Source organism: Pseudoxanthomonas sp. X-1, assembly GCF_020042665.1.
In the GTDB taxonomy this organism is placed as follows: Bacteria; Pseudomonadota; Gammaproteobacteria; order Xanthomonadales; family Xanthomonadaceae; genus Pseudoxanthomonas_A; species Pseudoxanthomonas_A spadix_A.
Genome location: NZ_CP083376.1, coordinates 2,724,944 through 2,747,688 on the forward strand (window position 1 = coordinate 2,724,944; position 22,745 = coordinate 2,747,688).

Below are 22,745 nucleotides of genomic sequence, written 5' to 3' on the forward strand. Positions count from 1 at the left end.
CAATGTGTGGCGCCGGCTCCCGCCGATACGCGCCTTTGTCTCTCTCAGCCCTCCAGACGAGGCGTTGGAAACGTGGAGCTACGTCAATGTCATCAACTTAAGGAATTTTTCCTATAAATATCATATAATTAGCGCTAAATTCAGCGCATAGGAGAAACCCTTTTGGCCCCTCATTCCACACCGTTTGACACCGCCCAGCAAACCCTGGCTTGAAAATTGTACAAAAAATAACCAGTCAGCTCGATTGTCCCGACTTCATCGATACCCACCGCCAGCGCCCTCACGACTTTACCCGCCGACGCCAACTGACCTTCAAGAACCTCGTCCTGTTTTTGCTCAATCAGCCACGCACCGCCCTGCAAACCGAGCTCGATCAGTTCTATCGCGTGCTCAACCAGGCCTCGGCCGAGACCCAGGTGGTCACCGCGCAGGCCTTCAGCAAGGCGCGCGGCAAGCTCAAGCCCGAGGTCTTCGAGAGCCTCAACCAAACCCTTCAGCAACAGCTCGACAGCCTCGGGCTGCGCCAGACGTGGCGCGGGTTACGGGTACTCGCCGTGGACGGCTCGACCGTCCATTTACCGCTGGAGTCGGTCATGACGCGCTTTTTCGGCTGCCATAGCGAGTTTCCCGTTGCCCGTCTGTCCATGCTCTACGACGTCGCCGACGGCCAGACGCTACACAGCCTGATCGTGCCATCCGCAGTCGGCGAGCGCGATTGCGCCCATCTGCACCTCGAGCATCTGCCCGCTGACAGCCTGACGTTGTTTGATCGCGGCTACCCCGGACACTGGCTGTTTGCGCTGTTCGAGCAGCACCGGCGACATTTCCTGATGCGCCTGCCGTGTGGCTACAACGCGCAGGTCAAACAGTTTCTCCGCTCGGGGCAGACAGAAGACACGCAGTTCTTCTCTGCCAGTCATCCCGAGGCGCGCCTGTTCTGTACCGAGGCCGGCGTCGATCCCGCGGGCCGGGTCGAATTGCGCCTGATCCGGGTCGAGCTAGCCAGCGGTGAAAGCGAAGTGCTGCTGACCTCCCTGCTGGATCGACAGGCCTTCCCGGCCGAGGTGTTCGCGGATCTTTACCACCGCCGCTGGGGCATCGAAACGGACTACCGCCGCCTCAAGCAGACCCTCTGCCTCGACAACTTTAGCGGCCGTAGCGTGACGGCCGTGAAGCAGGACTTTCATGCCGGGCAACTGCTGAAAAACCTAGCGCTGCTGATGCAACATCTGCTGCAACCGGTCATCGAGCAGCGCCACAAAGGCCGCAAGCTGCGCTGGAAGGTCAACTTCACCCAAGGGGTGTCACGCCTCAAGAACACCCTGGTCGACCTGCTGGTACGCCCCGGTGTGCAGGGGCTGGCCAACGTGATGGAGTTGATGGCCAACAGCCTCAGCGCTGTGCGCCCGGGCCGCAGCTTCCCGCGCCAGCGTATGCGCCTGGCCAGTCGCGGCTGCGAGGGCTACAAACCGACGCGCTAAGAACAAGCAGCACCCGAACTGCACCGCAAAAAAGCTGGCCAGACAGCGGCCGGCACGCGCTCGCCCGGAAAACGAGAAATCCCGCCCGCCGAGGCGAACCGGCATCCATTAAGCTGGCGTCTGGGTCGCACATGCGCTGAACTGGGGAGCAAAACCAGTGAAGGCACTGCTGCAACCGCGCGTCCAAGCCCCGGGATTTCTTGCCCCGGCCAGGGCTGGGGGCTTAAGTTGATGACATTGGGAGCTACGTCGCCCCTCTAAAGATGCACGATCTCAACATTCGGCCATTTGCCTGCAAGGTACTCGGCCACTAGCCTCCGATGGCAGTGATGGGGCTTGTCTTCGCTGCAAAGCAGGCAACTGTTATCAATCTTTTCTTTATCGATTGACTCAATCTTTCGGGACGACATTAAATCCAGAAATTTACTGGCGTAGATATCCCAATCTCCCCCTTTTATTTTATATTCCTCGAACATGTCTTTGGTTGGAGCAAGTGCTGGTAGATGTTCATATTCCATCCCACACAACGCCTCGGAAAAATATCGAAGATCCTCGCGTTTAGCGAATCCGGCCAATTGCGAAACATTATTCAGGCGAACATCGACAAGGCGCTTGGCACCAGAAGCACTTAACTTGGTGAAGAAGGACCGCGCGGAGGTCTTAGTGAATCCAATCGTGAATATCTTCATCTGCCTTATTCCCCTCGTTCCTTCATCCATAAATGGCTGTTATTGAGCTACCGCCAGGCATGCCCGTCAATCGCAGCTAAGGAAACGCTGGGGGCATGGTGTACTAGCTGCGCCACAACGGCCATGGCAGGCTCCATTCTCTCGCCGCTTCAACGGCCACGACCCGAACAGCTCAAGAGCTTAGCACCGCCTTTTGCGGTTGCGTGCCTCACCACTCACGCTTACTCCCTTCCAGAACGCGCCAACTGCTAAGCTACATGAGGACGACTCGCCCACAGCGCAAAGCACCTGTGTTCGCGCTATTGGCTGTCCCGTGCGTTGTGGTGCTGACCGTCGATGACGAGTCGAACCTACTGTATGGACACTGCGCGCGGCAGCCTTTCATGCGTGCCAGCTACGTGCCCAAGGTTGGACGCGGATCGAAGCGTGCGCAGGGTTTTTCGTGAAAGTATAAAATCCAATCAACTTTATCAGAAGAAAATATATGATCGTAAGAAACTTTGAATACTTGCTTGCTTTGCACCGTGAAGGCCATTTTGGCAACGCGGCCAAAAGCTGCAATGTTTCTCAGCCGACACTCTCCGCGGGCATTAAGCAATTGGAGGAAGACATGGGTGTCGAGATCGTGCGTCATGGCCGACGCTATGACGGCCTCACTTCTGAAGGGATGCGCGTACTGTCTTGGGCTCAGCAGATGTATGACGACTGCAAAGGGCTGGAGCGAGAACTCTCCGCACTACGGCGAGGTATAGAGGGGCAATTCCGGCTAGGGATACTCCCAGGAACTGCCGGTGTAGCGCCCACATTAAGCATCGCCCTTGCTGAAAAAACACCCTTACTTCAACAATCAGTTCTGGTTTCCGGCGCTTCTTCCCTGCTACAGGCGATTCGAGAAAACAATTTGGATATCGCACTCATGCATTTGGAGGATATCCCAGGGGAAGACTTCGATACTCACCTTCTGTACCGTGAACGCATTTTCCTTTTTCACGCCGCGAGAACACAGCAACCCCGAAGCACAACGTGGGACCATGTTCTCAATAGACAACTCTGCGTGCTGAACTCGGCAGTACCTGAACCCATTCAAGATAGGCTGATGCAATGTACCGCGCAGACTATTCGCACTGATTCAATTGACGTGCTATCGGCACACGTGGCGACAGGAAAATATTCGGCAGTTCTTCCGCAATCTCTCGCCGGCCAACTCGCGCACATTCCAAATCTCCACGCAATCGCAATCAATGGACCAATGTCGCACTCAAATGTCGGATTCGTTGCTGGGAAAAATGCGTTCGAGGCACCGTCATCGCGTGCATTGCTCGAAATGGTGCACACCCCCGAACTCGCCGCCACTCTTCAATCCGTTATATCGATCCATCGTCGGTTCCAGCCCAAAGCAGACTCATCTCAAAGCCCCCTGAAATAGCGAGTCTTGAAGAGCAACTCTGTATTGCTTCAACCAGGCGAAGATTGCAGGCATGCCGTGTGCGCCGCTAACAGGCGCCACGTGCTGAGCAACCCATCGAAGGCCACTAGGTCCAGGGGCAACTCGGGGGGCAGGAGTACCTGCTGCATGCGGCCTCCTCATGTCTCGCTGGGTCGAGCTGACTGTTCCTAGATCAAGCTAGGAGGCGCGATGTAGCGATGATCGTTGCCCTCTCCCGGCTAGGAGACGAGCACGGCTCGACGATCCCGCGTAGATAGATCGTGCCTATCTGCACATAGATTATTCCAGTTTGACCACTTCTGAGCTTGATCCGATGCTGTCAAGACCGCAGAAGGAGACGCGACCAACGGCTAGGCAATACCACGATCGTTCTTCTTGACAGCGGTAAATTTCGTTTCCCACTTCGATTTAGAAGATGGAAACATTAACGCACAGAGGTGACGAAATGACTCCGACCGGTAACCGAATCGTGACTTTCGAGAAGCCCTTGGAAATGAAGGTCAACACCTTCAAATTTCCAGAGCTGATAACCCCTCAAGGGAAAAGCGCACCCCATGGCGCTATCCTCAAAATAGTTACCACAAATATCTGTGGCAGCGACCTTCACATTTATCGCGGTTCGTTTGCTGTTCCCAAGGGAATGACCATGGGCCATGAAATGACCGGCGAAGTGATCGAAGTGGGATCAGACGTCGAAGTCGTGAAGAAGGGCGACATCGTTTCCGTTCCCTTCAATGTGGGGTGTGGGCGTTGCTACAACTGCAAGCATATGCGCTCCGATGTATGCGAGAACACCAACCCCGAAATCGACTGCGGAGCCTACGGGTTCAACCTCGGTGGCTGGACGGGGGGGCAAGGTGATTATCTCTTCGTACCGTATGCGGATTTCAATCTCCTTCGCTTCCCTGACAAGGATGCCGCCATGGAAAAAATCCGCGACCTGACCCTTCTCTCTGACGTATTACCCACAGCTTTCCATGGGTTCGCTGGCCCAGACTGGCCAGCCGCGCCGGCCTACGTCGTCGGCGAAAACATCCTGATCTTCGGTGCCGGGCCGGTCGGCAGAGCGGGTGCCGCCTGCGCCAGACTTCTGGGTGCAGGCGCCATCATCGTTGCCGATTACATTCAAGAGCGGCTGGACCTTCTCAAGCCACACGGCGTGGAAACCATCAACCTTTCCGACGGCGTGCCGATCGAGGAGCATCTCGAACGCATTACCGGGCACAGGGAGGTGGATCGCGTCATCGACTATGTTGGTGTGGACTGCCGCGGGTTTGGCGCGGAGGCTGACAAGATCGTGGAGAGCGCTGTTACCAACGCAATGCTCAAATATGTCCGCTTCGGCGGAATGACCAGTACGGTCGGTGTGTACTGCGCAAACCCGATCTCGAAAGACCCGAAAGCCAAGAAAGGCCATATGGATCTGGAATGGTCCAACGCCTGGATCAAGTCGCCGCGAATGTCGGCTGGTCAATCTCCGACGGCCAACTACAACCACGCGTTAATGCGGGCGATACTGAACGATCGCATGCCTTACCTTTCGCCGATGATGAACACTAAGTTCATCAAGCTCGAAGACGCGCCCGCCGCGTACAAAGAGTTCGACGCGGGTTCTGCATACAAGTACGTCATCGACCCGCATGGTTCAGTGCGGCATTAAGCATCCGGCGCGGGCTAAGCATCAGGATGTCTCACACTTTCTGGTGAGAGGCATTCTGGTCCCGCCAGTCTCCGGGCAGCAACTGGAGCCGGCGAATATTTTCGCCGGCATTTGCCGTCTGCCCCAGGGTACTTGCCTTGGCTCGGACCAGGAGCAGAGCCTCAGCAATCCGCAGGTGATGATCAACCGCAAGCGTGTTCAAGCGCTTGGTTCGCAATCGGCCAAGGGTCAGACGGGGACGATGCACGGCATCCATTGACGTGCGTGGCTGGAGATAGCCTTCGTCTGATCCTTATCACCCCACGGACTTGACAGGCTCGCCTGGTGTTGTGCCTGCCTCGGGCCATCGCACGGTCAACCCAGCCCTGGCTCATTCAGCCAGAAGTTTCCAATGATGTGGCCGAACTCGCCGCCGCCAGAATGGCAGTCACTTCTATAGGGAGATAGCACAGTGTTGGATAAGTCGGAACGGGAGGGTGGCCTATGGAGCTGCGCCATCTTCGCTGCTTCGTAGTTCTTGCTGAGGAGCTACATTTCACGCGGGCGGCTGAGCGCCTGCATATCGAACAACCACCGCTATCACGAGCCATCAAGGAACTTGAGGACGAGTTGGGCGTAGTGCTCTTCGACCGAAACCGACGAGGAACAGTTCTAACGGCGGCGGGCGCGGTCTTCTTGCAAGATGTTCGCCGTCTATTCACAGTGCTGGAACAGGCTCGTGAAAATGCCAAGGCTGTGGCATCGGGCTTGCGCGGTAGCCTGCGCATCGCTGTATCAGATGGGGCTATCGATCCACGGCTGTCGGCATTTCTGGCTCGTTGCCGCGCCGAGGAGCCGGAGATCGAAATACGCTTGTCAGAAGTGCCTCTGGCAGAGCAAGTGCGTGGCTTGCGTTCGGGCGACTTCATGATCGGGTTCGCGCACACGGGCGATGTCGGCGACGGTATCGCTGCCGAACCAATCTGGCACGACCCGCTGGTGATTGCGGTGCCAGCTCGTCACTCATTGCTCACCTACAAGGAGGTGCCACTTCAAGAACTTCAAGGCCATCCACTTGTCCTGTGCGACCCGCAGGTATGCGAGGGCTATTGCCGCGAACTCAAGCGGCTGCTCAACACGTTGGAGCACAAGCTGAATGTTGTCGAGGAAGTGTCCTCGCTGGACATGATGCTCACGTTGGTCGGCGCCGGCTACGGCATCGGCTTCATGACGGCGACCAAGATTCCCATCTCCCAACGGCCGGATGTGGTGATCCGCCCCTTGGCGATGGATTCTGCCGTGATCACCACCTACCTGCTTCGGCCCGACGGCGGCAATTTATCGGCTTCGGTGGAGCGATTTATCGTTCGCCTTCGCGACTCTTCGGACGGTTGACGGAGCCTGGCAGGCTAGACACTCAGGGATCAGTGTCGGCACGCAGATTGCGTTCGGTCGCCGTCATCAGGTCAGCCGCGCTTATTCCAAGTGCCGTAGAAATTTTCAGTATGAGCGGAAGCGTGGGCACGTGCTCACCACGCTCGATCTTACCCATGTGAGAACGCGAAATGCTTGCCCGAGATGCGAACTCGTCTTGCGCGACTCCTTGAGCGACGCGCGCAGCGCGCACGGCCTGTCCGAAGGCTAACGCCGACTCGGATTCATACGTCGATGTGCCAGAAGGACGGCCTGGCTGAATTGTTGATTTCTGCATTAGCAGAAGCGTCAAACAATCTGCCACAATTAACCACGTTAAAGATAACGACGTTAAACTTCACTCTTTCCTGCAACGCTGGTTTGCCTTTCTGGACAGATCGCTTATTGGGGGCCCTCATGCATGACGCCACCAGCCAGTTTTCCCATTTCAGGCTTGCTATCGCGCCCGGAGTGCCATCCTCTTGCCTCACAACGCTTCTTGCCCTACAGCGCGCGGAGGAACCAGAAGTCACCATCACGTTCTTTGAGACCTCAGCCGATGATCTGTTGACGGGCCTTGAGGAAGGCCGCTACGACGCTGGAATGACGCTTCGGAACGCTGGTGCTCCGGCCGTGAAAAGCCAACCGCTCTGGGTGGAGAACGTGGCTGTTGCAGTGCCGCTGGGGTCCCCCTTAGTTGCCCAGGCGAAGATCACGCTTGCCGAGCTTCTGGACTATCCGGTGTTTCGCTGGCCGGCGGAGGCTTGCCTACTGCTGGATCAGCGACTGTCCTTTCTTCCGTTGAGCCAGCAGAGCATTCAGCACGTGACTTCGTTCGAGATGATGGCGCTTTGGGTGACCGCTGGCTACGGAGTGGGGCTCTCCGCGCAATCGCGCATTGAGCGTGCCCATGCGTGGGGGATCACTATGCGACCGCTTTCAGACGGCCCCTACGAGATCGTGACATATCTGCAGCGGCCCCACGGACGAGCCAATGTTGTTTCTGAGCGGTTCGAGCACAGGGCAATGTTGGTTGCCAGGGACAGGGCGGCTTGCTCGAATACCCCATAGCCCGCTCTCGCCGAGGCTGCGTGCGGGTAATTGCAGCGGCACGCGCCTGTTAGCGCGCCAGTGATAGCGCTTCCATCTCTGGCAATATGATGAATTAACATGGTCTTTGGAGGCACGAATGGTTGGAAGTGGTTGGGATCGAGTACCAATTGACTCGCAAAGCATCGATGCGCCGCTGTCGCGCGCGGCGGTGTTTCTCACGTTGACAGTCGCCGAGGGCCACGAGGCCCTTCAGGCGGTCGCCGGCGTCTTGGACGGGCTGGACGACCTGATCAAAACGGTGGGCTTCCGCGATCTCAACGGCCGGCTGTCGTGCATCACTGCACTGGGATCGGCGCTATGGGACCGTTTCCAGACCGGGAAGCGCCCGAAGGAACTACGGCCCTTCGTGCCCATCGAGGGTGCCAAGCACACCGCGCCTGCCACGCCCGGCGACCTGTTCTTTCACATCCGTGCCGAACGCGAGGACCTCTGTTTTGAATTCGAGCGCCTGCTGCTGGACCAACTGGGCAGCAGCGTGACGGTGGCCGACGAGGTGGTCGGTTTTCGCTACTTCGACTCCCGCGACCTGCTTGGCTTTGTCGATGGCACGGCCAACCCGACCGGGCACGACATCGGCGCCTCGACGCTGGTCGGCAGTGAAGATCAGGCGTTCGCCGGCGGCAGCTACTTGGTGGTGCAGAAGTATCTGCACCAAATGCAGCCGTGGGCTCGGCTCGCCAAGGACGAGCAAGAGCGGATCATCGGCCGGGAGATCGTCAGCAATGTCGAATTGCCCGACGCGACGAGCGGCCAGAAATCGCACAAGACCCTCGCCACGATCGTGGACGACGACGGCACCGAGCACGACATCCTGCGCGACAACATGCCCTTCGGCCGCCCCGGCCAGGGCGAATATGGCACCTACTTCATCGGCTACTCCAGGCATCTGTGGGTGACGCAGAAGATGCTGGAGCGCATGTTCCTCGGCGATCCGCCAGGCATGCACGACCGCCTGCTCGATTTCTCGACGGCGCACACCGGCGCCGTGTTCTTCGCTCCCGCACCGCGCACGCTGAGCGAACTCGTGGAGGCGGTGCAAGCGTAATGCAGGGGCCGCAAGGCCCCTGCAAGGTTTGAGAGCCCTATGCTCCGTCTAGAACTACTGCGCTATCCACCAGCCGACGAACGCTTTGCCGCACATCCTCGGGGATGGGGTACGGGGCAATGGCCTCGGGCATATCCGCATAGTGCTGGTAGTCGCCCATGATGACCTGGATGATCGCCGGCACGTTGGTCGGCGTGACCGCATCAATGGCCGCGCGGTCCCCCAGGTCAGGGTGCGGCTGGGTCAGCATGCGGTACAGATCCCACGAATCCGCGTGCGGGCACTGGTTCATGAGCACCTGGGCCAGCTTGTGCTTGAGCGGCACCAGTTGCCAATCGGGAACACGCTGCCCCCGATTGCCCAAACTGATGGACAGCAACTTGCCCGCTTTCAGTTCGCGGTTGATCTGGTCCTTGGACTTTCCGGCCAGCTTGCCGAACAGCGGGACCGGCAAGCTGCTTGGAGACTCGTAGATGGTCAGCATTTCCTCGCGCTCGCGCTGGATCGCGGACACTTCCGGCTCTGGGGCATGCGTCGGAGGCGGCGGTACCTGAGACAGCCGCTGGAACGTGATGCCGCCGTTGCTCGGGGTTACGACAATAGGCGTGGCCACGACGGGCGGGACGCCGGGAGGAGTGGGCTCGGCCATCGCGAGGGTCGCATCCACCGCTTCCTCCACTTCTGCCATCGCCGGCACCCCGTCGATACGGATGGTCAGATGCGCGCTCGCGGCTTCCACTTCGCCCTGTTCGAGCAGGTCGAGCCGATCGGCCCAGTCCTGCATCATCCGACGGCGCGGCTCAACGTACTTGGCGTGGTTGTAGGACGAACTCACCTTGTTGGGGTCGGAATGGGAAAGCTGCGCGTCCACCCAAATCTTCGGGTAGCCAATCTCGTTGAGCGCCGTCGAGATAGTGCCGCGGATGCCGTGGCCGGTCAGGCGCCCCTCATAGCCCATGAGCTGCACGGCCTTGTTGAGGGTGTTCTCGCTGATGCGCTTCTTGAGTTCGCTGCGGTGTGACAGCAAGTACTTCTGCGCCGGCCGCATCACCCCCAGGAGATAGCGCACGATCTCGATGGCCTGCAGGGATAGCGGCACGATATAGGGGGGCACATCCTGCGGCCGCTTCCCTGCCTTGCGCATTTCATCCTGGAGCTGCTTGACGATCTGCGGTGGGATGATCCACAAGCCCCTGTCGAGGTCGAACTGTTCGGGTTCGGCCAATCGCAGTTCGCCGGTGCGCACCCCGGTCAGGAACAGCAGCCGGACGCCAAGCTGGGTCTGCCAGCCACGGGGGTTGTAGAGCCGGAGCTTCTGGAGGAACTCGGGCATCTCGGGCAGGTGCAGGTAGGGATTGTGGGCTACGGGGGGCTTGGGCTCTGCCACCACGTCCAGGTCGGCGGCCGGGTTGACTTCCAACCCCTCGGCAATGACCAGGGCATAGCGGAACAACTGGTTGAACCAGGTGCGGACCTTCTCGGCGGTGGTGAACGCCTTGCGTTTCTCGATCGCCGCCAAGACGCCCAGGAGTTGGGGGCGGCGAATGTCGTAGATCGACATTCTTCCCAGGGTGGGCAACACGTCCTTGTTGAAGATGCGCAGGATCTGCGACAGCGTGCTTTGACGGCCTTCCTTGAGTTCCTTGCGGCGATGCTCGACCCAGGCATCGAAGACGGTCTTGAAGGTGTATTCGCCCGCCAGCTTGGCCGCGTGCCGTTTCTGGTCGCGCTCGACCTGAGGATCGATCCCCCTGGCGAGCAGGGCCTGGGCCTTGTCTCGCTCGATCCGGGCCTCGCGCAGGCTGAGAGCAGGATAGCCGCCCAGGCACAGGCGCTTTTGCTTGCCCAGCCAGTAGTAGCGGAATTGCCATGACTTGCCGCCTGCGGCTGAGACCATCAGGCCCAGGCAGTCGTTGTCGGAGAGGGTGTAGCGTTTTCCGGTGGTCTTCGCCTGCCGGACGGTCAGATCAGAGAGCGCCATTTCGAGACTCCTAAGTAATGACTTAGGCCCTATGCTCGTCATGGTCCCCGCTCAGCCCCAGCAACTATCCGGTAGCCGACCCACCCGTATTCTTGTGCCTTATTTGGTCACTCAAAAACGGTAGCTGTGGGTGGATTTCCGTGGCACTCGCTGGAATGAAAAAAGGAGCCGAAGCTCCTTTTTTCAATGACCTACAGACCCCAGTAGAAGTCTGTGGATCAAAATTTGGAGCGGGATAAGAGACTCGAACTCTCGACCCCGACCTTGGCAAGGTCGTGCTCTACCAACTGAGCTAATCCCGCGTTGTGTGTTGCGTGAAGCGAAAGTCTACCCTCGCTTCTTCGAGTTGTGGAGGCCTGGGTCGGAATCGAACCGGCGTGCACGGATTTGCAGTCCGCTGCATAACCACTCTGCCACCAGGCCGGTGACGCGCGGTTGGCCGTAAGAGCCTTCCGACAAAACAAAACCCCGATGGGCCGGGGTTTCGTCAACGCCGTTGAAGCAACTCCACTTCAACTGCGCCTTGAAACTTGGAGCGGGATAAGAGACTCGAACTCTCGACCCCGACCTTGGCAAGGTCGTGCTCTACCAACTGAGCTAATCCCGCGAGAGAGGCGAAATTGTAGTGCCTTTCTTGCGCGTGTCAACGGCTGCCTGCTCATCCTCGCGCAGGCTCGGCCAGGCGGCCCGCAGGTACTGGTAGCCCGAGTACAGGGTCAGCAGCGCCGCCACGGCCAGCAGCCAGTCGCCGAGGTGGAACACCGGCACGCTCATCCACACATCGCTCAGCGAATGGCCGGCCGGGCGCACCGAGTACAGCAGGCAGCCCAGCGCGATCATCTGCACGGTGGTCTTGACCTTGCCGATCCAGGCGACCTTGACCTTGCCGCGCTGGCCGATCTCGGCCATCCACTCGCGCAGCGCCGAGACGGCGATTTCGCGGCCCACGATCACCGCCGCCCAGAACGCCATCCACGGCGTGGGATGGCCCTGGACGATCAGGAATAGGGACACGGCCACCATCAGCTTGTCGGCGACCGGGTCCAGGAACGCGCCGAAGGCCGAATACTGGTGCCAGCGCCGGGCGATCCAGCCATCGAGCCAGTCGGTGACCGCGGCGATCGCGAACACCGCCGCGGCGGCCACGCTGGTCCACGCGTACGGCAGGTAGAAGACCACCACCAGCACCGGGATCATCACGATCCGCAGCAGGGTCAGCCAAGTGGGGATGGTCAACTTCATGGGCGATCTGGGCCGGGCGTTGTGGGCGCCGCCGGTTCCGGCAACCCGTGCAGGTTAGCGTAGATGCGCTGGGCCAGCGCGTGATTGACGCCCTCCACCCGCGCGATCTCCTCCACGCCGGCGGCCTTGAGCCCGGCCAGGCCGCCGAAATGCTTGAGCAGACTGGCGCGCCGGCGCGGGCCGATGCCGGCGATGTCCTCCAGCTTGCTGGTGGTGCGCGCCTTCTGGCGCTTGCCGCGATGGCCGGTGATGGCGAAACGGTGGGCTTCGTCACGGACCTGCTGGATCAGCTGCAGCGCCGGCGAGGCGGCGCCGGGGCTGACCTCGCGGCCGTCGTCCAGGATCAGGGTCTCGTGGCCGGCGCGGCGTTCCACGCCCTTGGCCACGCCGACCAGGGCCACGCCGTCCACGCCCAGGTCGGCCAGCACCTCGCGCGCCTGGCGCAGCTGGCCGGCGCCGCCGTCGATCAGCAGCACGTCCGGCAGCACCGTGCCCTCCTCCATCGCACGCCGGAAGCGGCGCTCGATCGCCTGGCGCATAGCCGCGTAGTCGTCGCCCGGCTCGATGCCGGTGATGTTGAAGCGCCGGTACTGCGAACGCACCGCGCCCTTCTCGTCGAACACCACGCACGAGGCCACCGTGGCCTCGCCCATGGTGTGGCTGATGTCGAAGCACTCGATGCGCTGGGCCGGCTCGGCCAACCCCAGCAGCTCGGCCAGGGCCTGGCTGCGCGCGGCCTGGGCGTTGCGGCTGGTCATCTCGGTGGCCAGGGTGATCTGCGCGTTGCGCCGGGCCAGATCGAGGTAGCCGGCGCGCTCGCCGCGCACGTTCCACTTCAGCTGGACCTTGCGGCCGGCGGCGGTGGACAGCGCGGCCTCGATCAGCTCGGCATCGGGGATCTCGCGGTCCAGCAGCAGCTCGCGCGGCGGCACCTGCTCGGCGTAGTACTGCGAGACGAAGGCGGCCAGCACTTCCTCGGCGCTTTCCTCGCCGTTGGTGCGCGGGTAGAAGGCGCGCGTGCCCAGGTTGCGGCCGTCGCGGAAGGCCAGCAGCAGCACGCAGGCGGTGCTGCCCTGCATCGCGCAGGCCAGCGCGTCCAGGTCCGCGGCGTGGCCGTCCACGTACTGGCGCGACTGCATGCCGCGCAGGCGCTTGAGCAGGTCGCGCAGGCGCGCGGCCTCCTCGAAGTCCAGCTTCTCCGCGGCGCGCTCCATCTCGGCGGTCAGCTCGTCGGACAGCTCATCGCTGCGCCCGCCCAGGAACAGACTGGCGCGATGCACCGACTGGTCGTATTCGGCCTGGCCGACCAGCTCCACGCACGGCGCGGTGCAGCGGCCGATCTGGTACTGCAGGCACGGCCGGGTGCGGTTGCGGAAGACGCTGTCCTCGCAGTTGCGGATGCGGAACAGCTTCTGCATCAGGTTGAGCGTGTCGCGCACCGCGCCGGCGCTGGCGTAGGGGCCGAAGTAGCGCCCGGGGATCGCGCGCGGGCCGCGGTGGAAGGCGATGCGCGGGAACTCCTCGCTGGTCAGCAGCACGTAGGGATAGCTCTTGTCGTCGCGCAGGGCCACGTTGTAGCGCGGGCTGAGCGACTTGATCAGCTGGTTTTCCAGCAGCAGCGCCTCGGCCTCGGTGCGGGTGACCGTGACGTCCATGCGCGCGATCTGCGAGATCATCGCGATGGTGCGCGGGTTGCGCGGCGCGTTGTTGAAATAGCTGCCCACGCGGTTGCGCAGCGCGCGCGCCTTGCCGACGTACAGCAGCGTGTCGTCGGCCGCGTACATGCGGTACACGCCCGGCGCGGTGCTCAACGAAGCGGCGAAGGCCTTGCCGTCGAACGGCTGGCCTGGGGAACTGCGACGACTCATGCTTCGATCGGCACCTGCGAGACCGCGCCGCTGGCCAGATCCACGCACAGGACCGCGTGCGCGTCGGTCTCGGCGATCCACAGTTTGCCGCCGAAGGCGGCCACGCCGGCAGGCTGCGCCAGGCGCCGGCCCACCTCCAGCGAGGTCACCGCGCCGCCGCCCAGGCGCAGGCTGCGGATGCGGCCGTTGCCGGTGTCGGCGATCCACAGCACCGGCGCGTCGGGATCCAGCGCCACGTCTTCCGGCGCCTGCAGGCGCGCCTGCTGGCGCTGGCCGTCGGCATCGCCGAACTCCCACGGCCCCTGCCCGCCCACCAGGGTCTTGGCGAAATCGCCGCCCAGCTGCACCGCGCGCAGCGAGGCGCCCAGCGTGTCGCACACGTACAGCGCCTGCTGTACCAGCGCCAGGCCGGTCGGCTGGGCGAAGCTGGCCAGGATGCCGGCGCCGTCGCGCTGCCCCAGTTGGCCCGAGCCGGCGCGGCATTCGAGGATGCGGTTGCCCAGGTCCCAGCTCCACACCCGGTTGTCGCCGGACAGGGCGAAGTGCAGATGGCTGTTGGTCGCCACCAGCCCGGCCGGCGAGGCCAGCGCGACATCCCCGGGGGCGTGGATCGGGCCCTCGGCCGGCACCCCGGCCTTGCCCGTGCCCAGCAGGGTCTGCACCGCCCCGGTGCCCAGGTGGATGCGCCGGATCAGGTGGTTGCCGGTGTCGGCCACGTAGAGCTCGTTGCGCAGCAGCGCCACGTGGGTGGGGCTGCGGAAGCTGGCGATCTCCATGTCGCCGTCCAGCGCGTCGGCGTTGCCGTTGCCGAAGCGCCGCATCACGCGGCCGGCGTGGTTGCATTCCACGATCTGGTGGTGGCCGGTGTCGGCCACGTACAGGCGCTCGGCATTGACCGCCAGGCCGGTGGGGAAACGCAGCGGCAGGCGCGGCTCGGGGTTGGTCTCCACGGGGCGGGTGTCGACCCGGGGTTCTTCCAGCGGCTCGCACAGCGCGCCCAGCCGGTTTTCCAGCGCACCGACGCCGGGGGTGCCGACGATGTGGTCGACCATCATGCCCTGCGCGTCGATCAGCACCACGGTCGGCCAGGCCTCGATGCCGAAGCGCTGCCAGGCGTGCCAGTCCGGATCGTGCGCGATCGGGAAAGAGACCCCGAAGCGGCGCAGGCGCTTGAGCGCGGCCTGCGGATCGCGGTGCACGTCGAAACGCGGCACGGCGATCACCCGCACCTGCAGGCGCGCGCCGAAGCGGCGCTGCAGCACCGCCAGGTCGGCCAGGCGCTGCAGGCACCAGCTCGAGGCCGGATCGACGAAAGCCAGCGCCACCGCGCTGCCACGCAGCGACTGCAGCGCGGTCGGCGCGGCGTTGAGCCACAGCAGACCGTGCGGGAAGTCGGGAGCGTGGATCGGATTCATGGAGACTGGATGATGCCGCAGGCGGCCGGCTTCAAGCCGTGCGCGCCGGCGCGCTTAACGCGCGGCAGCAGCGGCGCGCGGCCGATCCTCACCGCATGCCGTCCAGATGGCGCTGGGCGCGCGCCAGGTCCTCGGGGGTGTCCACGCCGGGCGGGAAGGCCTCTGGCGTCAGCGCCACGGCGATGCGGAAGCCGGCCTCCAGCGCGCGCAGCTGCTCCAGCGATTCGGTGCGCTCCAGCCGGCCCGGCGGCAGCGCGGCGAAGGTGCGCAGGAAGCCGGCGCGGTAGGCGTAGATGCCGATATGGCGCAGGAACGGCGCCGGCGCGTCGGCCAGCGCTTCGCGGCTGCGCGCGAAGCCGTCGCGGTGCCAGGGCAGCGGCGCGCGGCTGAAATACAGCGCATCGCCGTTGTCGGCCAGCACCACCTTCACCGCATTGGGGTCGAACACCTGCTCGGCCTCGTCGATCGGCGTGGCCAGGGTCGCCATCGGATGGCCGCTGGCCGACAGCGCGGCGGCCACGGCGCGGATGCCGGCCGGCGGGGCGAAGGGCTCGTCGCCCTGCAGGTTGACCACCAGGGTCTGGTCGTCCCAGCCGGCGATGCCGGCGCATTCGGCCAGGCGGTCGCTGCCCGAGGCGTGGCCGGCGGCGGTCATCGCCACCCGCACGCCGCTGCCGTCCAGCGCGCGCGCCACGCGTTCGTCGTCGGTGGCCACCCACACCTCGCGCGCGCCGGCGGCCAGCGCGCGCTCGGCCACGTGCAGCACCAGCGCGCGGCCGCCGAGCAGCCGCAGCGGCTTGCCGGGCAGGCGCGTGGCGTCGTGGCGGGCGGGAATGGCGACGACGAAGGGTTCTTGCAGGTCGGTCATGTGACGGAGCTTGCGGGCGCCGGCAACGGGCGCACCTGCCAGGCGTGGCGATGGGAAGGAACCGCCATTCTAGCCGCTGGCCCAGACCGGTCCGACGCGCCCGGGGCCGTCGCGCCCGAAGCGTTCAGCCCTTGCGGCCGGGCGGCGCCAGGCTCCGCAGCGCGGCCACGCGGCCCAGCAGCGCCACCCAGAACGCCTCGGGCAGCTCCGCCTCGACCGGGACGCTGTAGGCCCAGGGACCGGCGAAGGCGGCGCATTTGACCGCGTCCTTCTCGGTCATCAGCAGCGGCAGGTCGCTGCCGAAGCGCAGATCGTCCGCGCTGTAGGCGTGGTGATCGTCGAAGGCATGCGGCACCACGCCGATGCCGTAGCCGCGCAGCAGGTCGAAGAAGCGGCCGGGATGGCCGATGCCCGCCACCGCGTGCACGCGGCGGCCGCCGAAGGCCGCCAGCGTGGTCGGCTTGCCGCCGGCCAGCGGCAGGGCCAGGCCCGAGCGCAGCGCCATCGCCCATTCGCCGAAGCCGGCGCTGCCGCCGTTGACCACGCGGAAATCGACCTGCCCGCTGCGTTCGGCCGGCTCGCGCAGCGGCCCGGCCGGCAGCACGCGGCCGTTGCCGTAGCGGCGGCGGCCGTCGATGACCTCGATCTCGATATCGCGCCGCAGCCGCAGGTGCTGCAGGCCGTCATCGCAGACCACGATGTCGCAACCGGCCGCCGCCAGCGCGCGCGCGGCGGCGACGCGGTCGCGGTCCACCCGCACCCTTGCGCGGGTGCGGCGTGCGATCAGCACCGGCTCGTCGCCGCCTTCGGCCGGGGTGGTGTCCGCCTCCACCCAGCGAGGGGTTTTCGGGTCCTGGCGACCGTAGCCGCGGCTGGCCACGCCTGGGTTCCAGCCGGCCTCGCGCAGGCGCTGCACCAGCGCGATGGTCAGCGGCGTCTTGCCGGTGCCGCCGACGGTCAGATTGCCCACCACCACCACCGGCACCGGCGCGCGCCGGCGCCGCAGCAGGCCGAGGCGATACAGCGCGGCGCGCAGGCGCAGCGCGCCGCGGTAGACGTGTTCGAGCAGCCGCGGCAGCAGCGGCACCGGCGCGCCGTCGAACCAGTACCTGGGCACGCCGCGCGAAGCGCTCATTCGGCCTCGCGGAACTGGGCGCCGTGCAGTTGCGCGTACAGGCCGCCACGGGCGAGCAGTTCGGCGTGGGTACCCTGCTCGACCAGGCGGCCATGGTCGAGCACCAGCACCTGGTCGGCGTGTTCGATGGTGGACAGGCGGTGGGCGATGACCAGGGTCGTGCGGTCGGGCATCAGCTGGGTCAGCGCGTCCTGCACCAGGCGCTCGGATTCGTTGTCCAGCGCGGCGGTGGCCTCGTCCAGGATCAGGATCGGCGCGTCCTTCAGCATCGCCCGGGCGATCGCCAGGCGCTGGCGCTGGCCGCCGGAGAGCTTGCCGCCCTTGACCCCGATCGCGGTGTCCTTGCCCTGCTCGAGCTGCTCGACGAATTCCATCGCATGCGCGTCGCGCAGCGCCTTGTCCAGCGCCTGCGCATCGGCCGCCTGCATCTCGCCATAGGCCACGTTGGCCGCGACGGTGCCGTCGAACAGCATCACCTGCTGGCCGACCAGGGCGATCTGGCGGCGCAGGTCGGCCAGGCGGTACTCCTGCACCGGCGCGCCATCGATCAGGATCTGTCCGGACTCGACGTCGTAGAAGCGCGGGATCAGCTTGATCAGGCTGGACTTGCCGCTGCCCGAGCGGCCGACGATGGCGGTGACCGTGCCGGGGCGCGCGACGAAGCTGATGTGCTCCAGCGCCGGCCGCAGCTGGCCCGGATAGCGCGCGGTGACGTCGCGGAACTCGATCGTGCCCCGCGCTCGGGCCAGCGGACGGGTGCCGGCGTCGACCTCGTCCGGCGCGTCGAGCACCGAGAACAGGCGCTCGGCCGAGGCCACGCCGCGCTGCAGGACGTTCTGCACGTTGGTGAGGTTCTTCAGGGCCGGGATGATGCCGGCCATGGCCAGCAGCAGGCTGAAGAAACCGCCGGCGCTCAGCCGCCCGGCGGCGGCTTCGTGACCGGCGATCAGCAGCAGCGCCGCCAGGCCGATGGCGCCCATCATCTGCACCGTGGCGGTGGAGATGCCGCGGGTGGACTCGACCTTCATCGCCAGGCGCAGGTTGTGGTCGGCCAGCGCGTGGTAGCGCTCGAGCTCGGACCGCTGCGCGCCGTAGACCTTGACCTCCTGATGGTTGGACAGCGTCTGGTCGGCCGCCTGCAGCAAGCGCGCGCCGCTCTCCTGGATGCGGTGGCTCACCCGCCGGTAGCGCTTGGCGACCTTGTTCATCACGAACGCCAGCGGCGGCACCAGCACCAGGATGGACAGGGTCACCTGCCAGCTGGCGCCCAGCATCACGATCAGCAGCACGATGGCCTGCAGCGCCTGCTGGATCATGGTCTTGAGCGCATCGACCGCCGCCTGCGCGACCTGGTCCGAATCCGACCCCAGCCGCACCAGCATCGACGGCACCGGCTCGGCGTCGAAGCGCGCGCCCGGCAGGGACAGGTACTTGCCCAGCACCTTGACCCGCAGGTCGCGGGCGATGCTGCGCGCCGCGCGTCCCATCGACATGTCGGTGATGTAGCCGGCCACACCGCGCACCAGGAAGATCACCAGGATCAGCGTGGGCATGACCCACAGCGCCTGCGGCGCCCCCTGGTTGAGGAAGGTCCGGTTGGTGATCGGCTCCATCAGCCGGGTGAAGGCGCCCGTCCCCGCCGCTTCGACCAGCGCCGCCACGAACGCCAGCAGCAGCAAACCGCGGTATGGCTTGGCGAAGGCCAGCAGCCGGCGATAGGTCTGCCAGGCCGATCCGGGGACGGCCGCATTCACCGGCGTGGCTCCTGCTCGGGCGCCGTGGCGATGGAAATGCGCTTGAAGCCCAGCTGGGCCAGCGCGTCCAGCGCGGTCACCACCGCCTGGTGCGGCGTACGCGCGTCGGCGCGCAGCAGCACCGGGCGCGCATGGTCCTTGCCGGCGGACTGGGCGATGGCCTGCTTGAGCGCGTCGGCGTCGGTGCGCAGCACTTCGCTGTCGCCGACGAAGTAGCGGCCCTCGGCATTGATGAGGATGCTCAGCGCCTTGGCCGGCGCGTCGGCCGGCTGCTGCGAGGCCGACGGCAGCTGCAGCTGCAGGGTCGAGCGCGCATCGAAGGTCGTGGTGATCACGAAGAAGATGATCAGCACCAGGATCACGTCGATCAGCGGGACCAGGTTGATCTCCGGCTCGTCGTGCGCGCGGTCGTCGCGGATACGCATCGGGCGCGGCCTTCAGTCGACGCGCGCGGCGGCGTGCGGCGCTTCCAGCGCGTCGGACAGGGCCATGGCCTGCTGCTCCATCTCGATCACGTAGCCGGCGATGCGGCCGCGGAAATAGCGATGGAAGATCAGCGCCGGGATCGCCACCAGCATGCCGGTGGCGGTGCACACCAGCGCCTTGCCGATGCCGCCGGCCAGCTGGTTCACATCGCCCAGGCCGTGGTCGAGGATCCCCAGGAACATCTGGATCATGCCCACCACCGTGCCCAGCAGGCCCAGCAGCGGACCGGCCGCGGCGATGGTGCCCAGCGTGTTGAGGTAGCGCTCCATGCGGTGGACCAGGTGGCGGCCGGTGTCCTCGATGCGCTCGCGGATCACATCGCGCGAGCGGTGGCGCACGTCCAGCGCGGCGGCCAGCAGCGCGCCCAGCGGCGAGGTGCGGCGCAGCGACTCGATATGCGAGGCCTCCAGGTTGGACGAGGTCGCCCAGCGGCGCACCTCTTCGCCCAGGCCCGGCGGCAGGATCTCCTTGCGGCGCAGGCTCCAGAAGCGTTCCACCACGATGGCCAGGGCCAGCACGGCGAGCAGCAGCAGCGGGAGCATGGGCCAGCCGCCCGCCTTGACCAGTTCCAGCACGTTGAATCCTTACGGCGCAGCCGGCCGTGTGAGAGCAGGCCGATAGGATAGCCCAGACGCCTCGCGCGCCCTGACCGCGTCCCACAGCCGCGCGCGCCAGCGCCGGCGCTCGCGGACCGACTGGCCGTCGGCGTCCAGCCAGACACTCAGCGCGCCGCTGTCGGCGGTGTTCAGCACCTCGGCGCCGGCCCGCTGCCAGCGTCGCACCACCACCGGCTGCGGATGCCCGAAACGGTTGTCCGCGCCGGCCGAGACCAGCGCCAGGCGCGCGCCCGTGGCCTCGACGAACGCGGGATCGGAGGAATCGCGGCTGCCGTGGTGGGCCACCAGCACCAGCTTCGACTTCAGCGCCTGCGGGTGCGTGCGCAGCAGCTGGCGTTCGATCACCTGGCCGATGTCGCCGGTCAGCAGCACCGCGCCATGCGCGGTGCCCACGCGCAGTACACAGCTGGATTCGTTGCGCAGGTAGGGAAAGCCACGCGTCGGATGCAGAACCTCGAACCGCACGCCGTCCCAGGTCCAGGCCTGTCCGGCGCGGCAGGCGGTCTGCAGCGGAATCGGCGCACCGGCCGGTCCCAGCACCTCCAGCACCGGCATCCCGCTGCGCACCGCCCCCAGACCACCGGCATGGTCGGCATCGCCGTGGCTGACCATCACCCGGTCCAGCCGGCGCACACCCAGGGCATGCAGCGCCGGCACCACCACGCGTTCGCCGGCGTCGAAGCCGTCGGCCACCGCCGGCCCGGTATCGAACAGCAGCGCATGGCCGCGCGTGCGCACCAGCACCGACAGGCCCTGGCCGACATCGAGCGTGGTCACGCTGGCCTCGCCCTCGCGCGGCAGGTCCAGGTCGGGCAGCAGCAGCGGCAGCCACAGCAGCAGCGCCAGCGGCTTGCCGGGCACCCCGCGCGGCAGCAGCAGCCAGAACGCGCCCAGCACGGCCATGGGCAGCGCGAACCAGGCACCTTCCGGCAGCCACCACAGCGCGAAGCGGCCCTGTGCCAGCCAGGCGAACAGCCGCCAGCTCGGTTCGAACGCCTGCCCGGCCAGCCACCAGGCCGGCGTGCCCCAGCCGGCGTGCAGGGTCTCGGCGGCCACGCCGAGCAGGCAGGCCGGCACCACCACCAGGCTCCACCAGGGGATCGCCAGCAGATTGGCCAGCGGCCCGATCAGCGAGGCCTGGCCGAACAAGGCCACGGTCAGCGGCAGCAGTCCGAGTGTGGCCACGCCCTGCGCCGACAGGAACGCGCGCCACGCCGGCAGGCCGTGCGTGGGCAGGCACCACACCAGCCAGGCCACGCCGGCGAAGCTGAGCCAGAAGCCGGCCAGCAGCGGCGCCAGCGGATCCACCAGCAGCACCGCCAGCATCGCCAGGGCCAGCGCGGCCACCGCGCCGGCCGGACGCCGGCCGCAGCGGGCCAGGGCCACCACCGCGATCATCAGCACCGTGCGCACCGTCGGCAGCGCGCCCCCGGACAGCAGCGCATAGCCGCCGGCGAACAGCATCGCCGCCACCCCGGCCGCGACCGGCCGCGGCAGCCACCGTCCCAGCCGCGGGAACAGCCGCCACAGGCCCGCGGCGAGCAGCGCACCGAAGCCGGCGACCAGCCCGACATGGAACCCGGAGATGGCGATCAGATGGGTGAGCCCGGCCGCACGCAGCGTGGCCCAATCGGCATCGTCCAGGCCGCCGGTGTCGCCCAACGCCAGGGCACGCACGAAGCGCTGCGCTCCGGCCGGCGCCTGCCCGGCGATGCGCGCGGACATCCGCGCGCGCCACGCGTCGATGCCCACCGGCGGCCCCAATGCACGCGCCAACGGCGCGGCGCGCACATAGCCGGTCGCCGCCACGCGCCGCGCCAGCGCATAGCGCTCGCTGTCGAACCCGCCCGGGTTGACCAGCCCGCGCGGCGCGCGCAGCCGCACCAGCAGCCGCCAGCGCTGCCCGGCCTGCAGCTGCGCGCGCGGCCCCGGCACGCTGGCGTCGGTCTCGTCGTACCAGGCCAGCTGCAGGCGCCGGCCGCATGGCAGCTCCGCGCCGGCAGGGCAGGCCTCGGCGAGGAACTCGAAGCGCGTGCGCCGCGCCTCGACCTGGGGCAGGCCGACGACGCGGCCTTCGACGCTCCAGTCTCGCGCCTGGGCGCGCGCCGGCAGCTGTGCCGACAGCGCCCAGCCCGCCTGCAATCCGGCCCAGCCGACGCCGACCAGCAACGCGCCGGCCAGGCGCATGGCCCCGCCCCGCACCCAGCACGGCAGGCCGACGGCCAGCGCCGCGCACAGCCAGACGCGCCCGGGCAGCGCCGGCAGCAGCAGGCAGCCGCAGACGCCCAGCAGCAGGCACACGGCGACCGCGCCGCCAAACGCCGGCACGGGCATGGCGCCAGGCGCGGCGAAGCGCCGGGCCCACGGGTGCCGCGCGTGCGTACTGGCCTGCGTCCATTGCATCGGCTGGCGTCCTGCCTGGGTCCGACGCCAGCCTGCGCCGGACCCGCCGGGGGCGCCATCGCCGCGCAGCGCGTTCCGGCGTGGGAAAAGTCCCAGCGCCGGCAAGGCAGGCGCGGCGGGAGCCGACGGACGTCCACGTCGTCAATGCG

At 65.8% G+C, this 22,745-nt stretch carries 17 protein-coding genes, 3 tRNA genes and 1 pseudogene; 6 read left to right on the plus strand and 15 right to left on the minus strand.

Going from position 1 to position 22,745, the window contains the following annotated elements; genetic code table 11:
- The first annotated feature begins 209 nt into the window (after positions 1-209).
- Positions 210-1,481: an IS4-like element ISPa45 family transposase gene (locus tag LAJ50_RS12150; protein WP_020924943.1), complete on the plus strand. Its 1,272-nt coding sequence runs from the start codon at positions 210-212 to the stop codon at positions 1,479-1,481.
- Positions 1,482-1,738: 257 nt separating this feature from the next.
- Here LAJ50_RS12150 and LAJ50_RS12155 read toward each other — a convergent pair whose 3' ends face one another.
- Positions 1,739-2,170, minus strand: coding sequence for a DUF488 domain-containing protein (locus LAJ50_RS12155; RefSeq protein WP_023835768.1), 432 nt, complete (start codon positions 2,168-2,170; stop codon positions 1,739-1,741).
- Between the two features lie 484 nt (positions 2,171-2,654).
- On the opposite strand from LAJ50_RS12155, the gene LAJ50_RS12160 reads away from it, so the two are divergent.
- The 3 genes from LAJ50_RS12160 to LAJ50_RS12170 all read left to right on the plus strand — a co-directional run bounded on the left by LAJ50_RS12160 (position 2,655) and on the right by LAJ50_RS12170 (position 6,651).
- Positions 2,655-3,596, plus strand: a complete 942-nt coding sequence (locus LAJ50_RS12160; protein WP_028698648.1) for a LysR family transcriptional regulator — start codon at positions 2,655-2,657, stop codon at positions 3,594-3,596.
- 514 nt (positions 3,597-4,110) lie between these two features.
- Complete coding sequence (locus LAJ50_RS12165) at positions 4,111-5,277, plus strand: glutathione-independent formaldehyde dehydrogenase (protein ID WP_020924942.1); 1,167 nt, start codon at positions 4,111-4,113, stop codon at positions 5,275-5,277.
- Between the two features lie 483 nt (positions 5,278-5,760).
- On the plus strand, positions 5,761-6,651 hold the full coding sequence (locus LAJ50_RS12170) for a LysR family transcriptional regulator (protein WP_023103878.1): 891 nt from the start codon (positions 5,761-5,763) through the stop codon (positions 6,649-6,651).
- Positions 6,652-6,673: 22 nt separating this feature from the next.
- Here the strand turns inward: LAJ50_RS12170 and LAJ50_RS12175 are convergent, their stop codons facing one another.
- On the minus strand, positions 6,674-6,967 hold the full coding sequence (locus LAJ50_RS12175; protein ID WP_009459591.1) for a helix-turn-helix transcriptional regulator: 294 nt from the start codon (positions 6,965-6,967) through the stop codon (positions 6,674-6,676).
- A gap of 119 nt (positions 6,968-7,086) precedes the next feature.
- Between LAJ50_RS12175 and LAJ50_RS12180 the strand changes: the two genes are divergently transcribed.
- The gene (locus LAJ50_RS12180) at positions 7,087-7,740 is read left to right on the plus strand and encodes a substrate-binding domain-containing protein (RefSeq protein WP_023106332.1); all 654 of its coding nucleotides are present in this window, start codon (positions 7,087-7,089) and stop codon (positions 7,738-7,740) included.
- Positions 7,741-7,858: 118 nt separating this feature from the next.
- Positions 7,859-8,827 carry a Dyp-type peroxidase gene (locus tag LAJ50_RS12185; protein WP_020924940.1) on the plus strand — a complete coding sequence of 323 codons (969 nt, stop codon included), beginning with the start codon at positions 7,859-7,861 and terminating at the stop codon, positions 8,825-8,827.
- A 37-nt stretch (positions 8,828-8,864) separates the two neighbouring features.
- On the opposite strand, the gene LAJ50_RS12190 is transcribed toward LAJ50_RS12185, so the two are convergent.
- From LAJ50_RS12190 to LAJ50_RS12250, 13 genes and pseudogenes are all read right to left on the minus strand, one after another.
- Positions 8,865-10,808 carry an integrase arm-type DNA-binding domain-containing protein gene (locus LAJ50_RS12190; protein WP_009876631.1) on the minus strand — a complete coding sequence of 648 codons (1,944 nt, stop codon included), beginning with the start codon at positions 10,806-10,808 and terminating at the stop codon, positions 8,865-8,867.
- A gap of 226 nt (positions 10,809-11,034) precedes the next feature.
- Positions 11,035-11,110 (minus strand) — tRNA-Gly (locus LAJ50_RS12195).
- Between the two features lie 47 nt (positions 11,111-11,157).
- A tRNA-Cys gene (locus LAJ50_RS12200) sits at positions 11,158-11,231 on the minus strand.
- Between the two features lie 108 nt (positions 11,232-11,339).
- Positions 11,340-11,415 (minus strand) — tRNA-Gly (locus tag LAJ50_RS12205).
- Positions 11,406-12,050: a CDP-diacylglycerol--glycerol-3-phosphate 3-phosphatidyltransferase gene (pgsA, locus tag LAJ50_RS12210; protein WP_138651583.1), complete on the minus strand. Its 645-nt coding sequence runs from the start codon at positions 12,048-12,050 to the stop codon at positions 11,406-11,408. The genes LAJ50_RS12205 and pgsA overlap by 10 nt, the downstream gene beginning before the upstream one ends.
- Positions 12,047-13,918, minus strand: coding sequence for an excinuclease ABC subunit UvrC (gene uvrC / locus LAJ50_RS12215; RefSeq protein WP_130553096.1), 1,872 nt, complete (start codon positions 13,916-13,918; stop codon positions 12,047-12,049). Before uvrC ends, pgsA begins: the two co-directional genes overlap by 4 nt.
- Positions 13,915-15,333 carry a redoxin domain-containing protein gene (locus tag LAJ50_RS12220; RefSeq protein ID WP_138651581.1) on the minus strand — a complete coding sequence of 473 codons (1,419 nt, stop codon included), beginning with the start codon at positions 15,331-15,333 and terminating at the stop codon, positions 13,915-13,917. Before LAJ50_RS12220 ends, uvrC begins: the two co-directional genes overlap by 4 nt.
- Positions 15,334-15,421: 88 nt before the next feature.
- Positions 15,422-16,201, minus strand: a complete 780-nt coding sequence (gene kdsB, locus LAJ50_RS12225; RefSeq protein WP_138651579.1) for a 3-deoxy-manno-octulosonate cytidylyltransferase — start codon at positions 16,199-16,201, stop codon at positions 15,422-15,424.
- 124 nt (positions 16,202-16,325) lie between these two features.
- The gene (lpxK, locus tag LAJ50_RS12230; RefSeq protein ID WP_138651577.1) at positions 16,326-17,336 is read right to left on the minus strand and encodes a tetraacyldisaccharide 4'-kinase; all 1,011 of its coding nucleotides are present in this window, start codon (positions 17,334-17,336) and stop codon (positions 16,326-16,328) included.
- Positions 17,333-19,090, minus strand: a complete 1,758-nt coding sequence (gene msbA / locus LAJ50_RS12235) for a lipid A export permease/ATP-binding protein MsbA (RefSeq protein WP_138651575.1) — start codon at positions 19,088-19,090, stop codon at positions 17,333-17,335. The genes lpxK and msbA overlap by 4 nt, the downstream gene beginning before the upstream one ends.
- Positions 19,087-19,515, minus strand: a complete 429-nt coding sequence (locus LAJ50_RS12240; RefSeq protein WP_138651573.1) for a biopolymer transporter ExbD — start codon at positions 19,513-19,515, stop codon at positions 19,087-19,089. The genes msbA and LAJ50_RS12240 overlap by 4 nt, the downstream gene beginning before the upstream one ends.
- A gap of 12 nt (positions 19,516-19,527) precedes the next feature.
- Positions 19,528-20,151 carry a MotA/TolQ/ExbB proton channel family protein gene (locus LAJ50_RS12245; RefSeq protein WP_130553102.1) on the minus strand — a complete coding sequence of 208 codons (624 nt, stop codon included), beginning with the start codon at positions 20,149-20,151 and terminating at the stop codon, positions 19,528-19,530.
- Positions 20,152-20,191: 40 nt separating this feature from the next.
- Positions 20,192-22,527 (minus strand): annotated as a pseudogene (locus LAJ50_RS12250) (DNA internalization-related competence protein ComEC/Rec2); the annotation flags it as partial.
- Positions 22,528-22,745 lie beyond the last annotated feature (218 nt).

Bases quoted from the DNA above. Each gene is read 5' to 3' on its own strand.
- LAJ50_RS12180 (WP_023106332.1), top strand. From the start codon at position 7,087: ATGCATGACGCCACCAGCCAGTTTTCCCATTTCAGGCTTGCTATCGCG.
- lpxK (WP_138651577.1), bottom strand. From the start codon at position 17,336: ATGAGCGCTTCGCGCGGCGTGCCCAGGTACTGGTTCGACGGCGCGCCG.
- LAJ50_RS12175 (WP_009459591.1), bottom strand. From the start codon at position 6,967: ATGCAGAAATCAACAATTCAGCCAGGCCGTCCTTCTGGCACATCGACG.
- LAJ50_RS12170 (WP_023103878.1), top strand. From the start codon at position 5,761: ATGGAGCTGCGCCATCTTCGCTGCTTCGTAGTTCTTGCTGAGGAGCTA.
- pgsA (WP_138651583.1), bottom strand. From the start codon at position 12,050: ATGAAGTTGACCATCCCCACTTGGCTGACCCTGCTGCGGATCGTGATG.
- LAJ50_RS12155 (WP_023835768.1), bottom strand. From the start codon at position 2,170: ATGAAGATATTCACGATTGGATTCACTAAGACCTCCGCGCGGTCCTTC.
- uvrC (WP_130553096.1), bottom strand. From the start codon at position 13,918: ATGAGTCGTCGCAGTTCCCCAGGCCAGCCGTTCGACGGCAAGGCCTTC.
- LAJ50_RS12185 (WP_020924940.1), top strand. From the start codon at position 7,859: ATGGTTGGAAGTGGTTGGGATCGAGTACCAATTGACTCGCAAAGCATC.
- LAJ50_RS12165 (WP_020924942.1), top strand. From the start codon at position 4,111: ATGAAGGTCAACACCTTCAAATTTCCAGAGCTGATAACCCCTCAAGGG.
- LAJ50_RS12190 (WP_009876631.1), bottom strand. From the start codon at position 10,808: ATGGCGCTCTCTGATCTGACCGTCCGGCAGGCGAAGACCACCGGAAAA.
- kdsB (WP_138651579.1), bottom strand. From the start codon at position 16,201: ATGACCGACCTGCAAGAACCCTTCGTCGTCGCCATTCCCGCCCGCCAC.
- LAJ50_RS12160 (WP_028698648.1), top strand. From the start codon at position 2,655: ATGATCGTAAGAAACTTTGAATACTTGCTTGCTTTGCACCGTGAAGGC.
- LAJ50_RS12240 (WP_138651573.1), bottom strand. From the start codon at position 19,515: ATGCGTATCCGCGACGACCGCGCGCACGACGAGCCGGAGATCAACCTG.
- LAJ50_RS12220 (WP_138651581.1), bottom strand. From the start codon at position 15,333: ATGAATCCGATCCACGCTCCCGACTTCCCGCACGGTCTGCTGTGGCTC.